Here is a 3,651-nt window from a genome sequence, read left to right on the forward strand (position 1 = left end):
CGGGCATGGCTCTCCTCCAATATGCTTCTTGTCTCGACAACTCGAATCATACCGGGGCGGGCCGTGCCCTCCTTCCTATCTGGACGCTATCCTGCTGTCAAAGTGCGCAAAAAATTGTACGTTACCATTATACTCATTTAAAGACAGGACGGCATCAACCATAGATCGCTTCATCAATCGATAATCGCGTGCGCCGCTAACTAGCTCAATGTCAGAAACTTTGTTTATAAGGATAGAATGCACGCGCAAAAAACGAACGGATGCGCGGCTCTCCTTTGCGGTTAGTCCTATAGGTTGCTACATTGTCGCATTCACACTCGAGAAGGATGTCGTACATCTGCGGCAGCAAAACCGGAGGATCCTGTAAATCCGCATCCATGGTGGCAATATAGTCACCAGAAGCTGCGCGGAGGCCAGCAAGAAGAGCGGATTCTTTTCCAAAATTACGAGAAAAGGAGAGCCAGTGAATAGTACACACCCCCCCCCGGCCTAAGCAGATGACTTAATGATCTCAAGAGTAGAGTCGGTTGAGCCGTCATCGACAAGAATAAGTTCTACAGATAGACCCTGATGGTCAGTTTTGATTTTGCTGATTGCAGCATTTACTTCATTGAAGAAAAGTGGCAGAGTGCCTTCTTCATTGTGGCACGGTGCGATAATGGATAACATAGGCATTTCTATCACTTCTTTCTGGTGAATACTTCAAGTGCAATGCTTTTTATTCACCCGCCAAATGCTTGCTTTAATAGACAAGTACCGTCGTGCCGCTAGGGATAACATCGTAGATCCATCGAGCATTGTCGATATTCAGTCTCACACATCCATGCGAGGCGCTTATGCCGAGGCGACCATCCTGTATGTTGTTCATACTTCCCGGCTGATAGAGAACGGAATGGAAAAGGTAGTTTCCGAAGAACTGCGTCCAGTACCAGCACGTATACCCCGATCCAAAGGAAAGACCGCGTGATCCTACAGTGAACACCCCTTTAACAGTCGGGGTTGATACAGCCCCTGTTGTACAAGGCCAATACTTGCTATACGACCAATTTCCCCGACCTCCATTGAAAATGCCTACTTTATGCGTCGAACAATTTACGAGAATCAGCCACGATGTTCTACTCGACAGCTCATTAGCCTTATTAAGCATTGCCCGCTGATCAGCAGGTAAAGGATCATACGTAGTTTTTGCAAATGTAAACCGCTGAGATGCCAACCCTTCATCGGTTGATATATTTACGTTTGCATAGTTTTGCGCCACACCTCCCGCAACGCTGAGAACGAGCGCATCGTTTAAGGCAGAGACCACTTTAAATCGCCCGTCATGCTGGTAGACAACGCGCCACTTCTGGGCAAGCGTATTGTTGGAGGAATACTGCTGAACATTTGCCCCCGTTATTGCTTGAGCGGATTTAACGTCCAGAGCTTTACCGCTGTTCGCATTTAGGAATGTATAAGTACCATCGTTGTTACCGACGATCTTCCATTTTTGCGCACCGGTATTGTTGCTGGTATATGTTTGTACATTAGCTCCATTTGCCAGAGAGGCGGCAGCCGTGTCGATCACCTGAGATGGGTCCTGACAGCTGCGGATCATATAATATGCTCCGCTTGCAAGCGGAGCCGCACCAGAGAAGGCGAACTGTTGGGCGTTCGATCCGTTCGCAGCATACGTTTGGATGTTCGCTCCATTCGCAGTCGAGGCTCGGCTCACGTCCAAAACAAGACCGGAAGCGACGTTTGTCAATACTATCGCTCCGTTTGCAATTGACGGCATCCACCACTGTGTATTGTCACCGGATAGGCTTCTCTGGCATACGTTTCCGCCCCCGTCGGCGGCAAGGTACTTTCCCGAAACTACAGATTGGACGGTATAGGTGTTCGCCTCCCCATCAACCAAAGAGACTTCCCATAGTTGCGCATGACTGGCATTACTCTCATACAACTGCACATTGGCACCCTCGGCAGTGGAAGCAGCTACCACATCGAGAGCCATCACCGGTTTAAGCATAGAACGGATGGTACACAAGCCCTCCCCTAGCAGGTTCGTGCGTTTTACCAAATTGAATTGCTGAGCGTTCGTGGCATTCGATTCAAACACTTGGACGTTGGCGCCATTCGTCATCGATCCAGCTGCGATATCAAGAGCAAGGCCGTTGGCCTTCGAAATGGCTGTATAGGTACCATTAGAGTTCGCCCGAATCGACCATTTCTGAGAATCAGTCCCGTTATAGGTGTATTGCTGCACATTAGTACCACTCACCAGATTGGCACCAGCCACATCAAGGCATTTATTGCTTGCTGCAGTTTCAATACGATAAAAGCCGTCAACGTACACGAAACGAAATAATTGGGCGGGAGACTTATTTGCGGAGTAGAGTCTGATGTTCGCACGATCGTTTAAAGATGCATTTGCAACATCCAGCACATATGACCCATTAACGGATGAGGCAATTTCATAATAGCCGTCTTCTACCACTTTGTCGCACTTCGCAACTGCCGGTGAATTCGGTAAGAAATCAAATGACTGAGCTCGAGATGAATTAGCATCGAATATCTGAACATTCGTGCCGTTAGCGCTTCTCGCTCCAGCGACATCCAAAACCAGCTCTTTTTTTAGTGCAGAAACCACCGTAAAAGAATCGTCGTCGCTCTTTATCACGATCCATTTTTGAGCGTAAGTGTCGTTTTTTTCATACTGATGGACGTTAGTCCTTGCCTTCGCGCTGCCGGCCGCGACATCAAGGGCCTTACCCGACCCCTCATTGATAAAAGTTACGTATCCTTGCTCATCATGGACAACCCTCCACTTCTGAGCATTGGTCATATTCGATTCATATATTTGGATGTTCGCATAATTTGAGCAGGACGCAGCCTTCACATCGAGGACTTGTCGGTTGGCCAGCCCCGTCTTGACAAGGTATACGCCATCGGGAAGCGCAGCAGCGTTATCTGCCGCAAGGACATCGATATCCGTCCTTTCTGCGTTCTGCATGCTTGCAGCCTCTTGCCCTGCCGTTGTGGACATCGAGGAACCGATGACGTTTTGAAGCCCGTTGGCATCTTCGGTCTGCATTGATTCCGAATCATCCGAGTCCCCGTTTGCAAGAGTGCCTTCGCTGGTTTCTCCGTCTTGATCAACCGCATCTGCATTATCGGGAGATAACGGCTTTTCCTGAACGGGAGGCTGCGTGCTATCCGCAGGAACAGATAATGTCCCGTCGGACTTTTCGGGTACCACTTCTTCCGCAAGCGCCTCAGGGCAAAGGCCAAGCGTCAACACGAACGCAAGAAACACGGAAAGAAATCTACTCTTCATGCTCGCCCCCAACGAAAGTTTATCTTTTGCATAAATTATAAACGAAACTTTATCCTGTTTTCCCCTCGTGTTTATCCAGACCGAGTCAAGTCTTTAATGAGTTACCTTTAGCTTCCACAAAAGCACAAGAGGGGCCGATTAAGTTTCTCTCGTGCCTACTTATTCTCAAAACAACTACCGAGACGTCAGTCCGAACCTCTGTGCAGCGCTGCCGTTGGAGGCGTAGAGCTGGACGTTGGCGCCGTTGGAGGCGTTCGCGGCCGCCACGTCGAGGACGCAGGCGGGGTTGACGGCCGAGGCGATCTCGAACGACGAGCCGGCGGCGCGTATCAGCC

3 protein-coding genes are annotated in these 3,651 nt (G+C 49.4%); all 3 read right to left on the bottom strand.

The genetic code is table 11. From position 1 onward, the window contains the following. Nucleotides 1–211 precede the first annotated feature (211 nt). Nucleotides 212–478, bottom strand: a complete 267-nt coding sequence (locus tag C2L71_RS12505) for a glycosyltransferase (protein WP_157938987.1) — start codon at nucleotides 476–478, stop codon at nucleotides 212–214. An 11-nt stretch (nucleotides 479–489) separates the two neighbouring features. Next, on the bottom strand, nucleotides 490–669 hold the full coding sequence (locus tag C2L71_RS12460; RefSeq protein ID WP_157938988.1) for a glycosyltransferase: 180 nt from the start codon (nucleotides 667–669) through the stop codon (nucleotides 490–492). A gap of 73 nt (nucleotides 670–742) precedes the next feature. Beyond that, complete coding sequence (locus tag C2L71_RS11750) at nucleotides 743–3,316, bottom strand: RICIN domain-containing protein (RefSeq protein WP_103265947.1); 2,574 nt, start codon at nucleotides 3,314–3,316, stop codon at nucleotides 743–745. Nucleotides 3,317–3,651: the final 335 nt, after the last annotated feature.

The organism is Enteroscipio rubneri (assembly GCF_002899715.1).
GTDB lineage: Bacteria > Actinomycetota > Coriobacteriia > Coriobacteriales > Eggerthellaceae > Enteroscipio > Enteroscipio rubneri.

Coding starts and splice junctions, on each gene's coding strand:
- C2L71_RS11750 (WP_103265947.1), bottom strand. CDS start 3,316: ATGAAGAGTAGATTTCTTTCCGTGTTTCTTGCGTTCGTGTTGACGCTT.
- C2L71_RS12460 (WP_157938988.1), bottom strand. CDS start 669: ATGTTATCCATTATCGCACCGTGCCACAATGAAGAAGGCACTCTGCCA.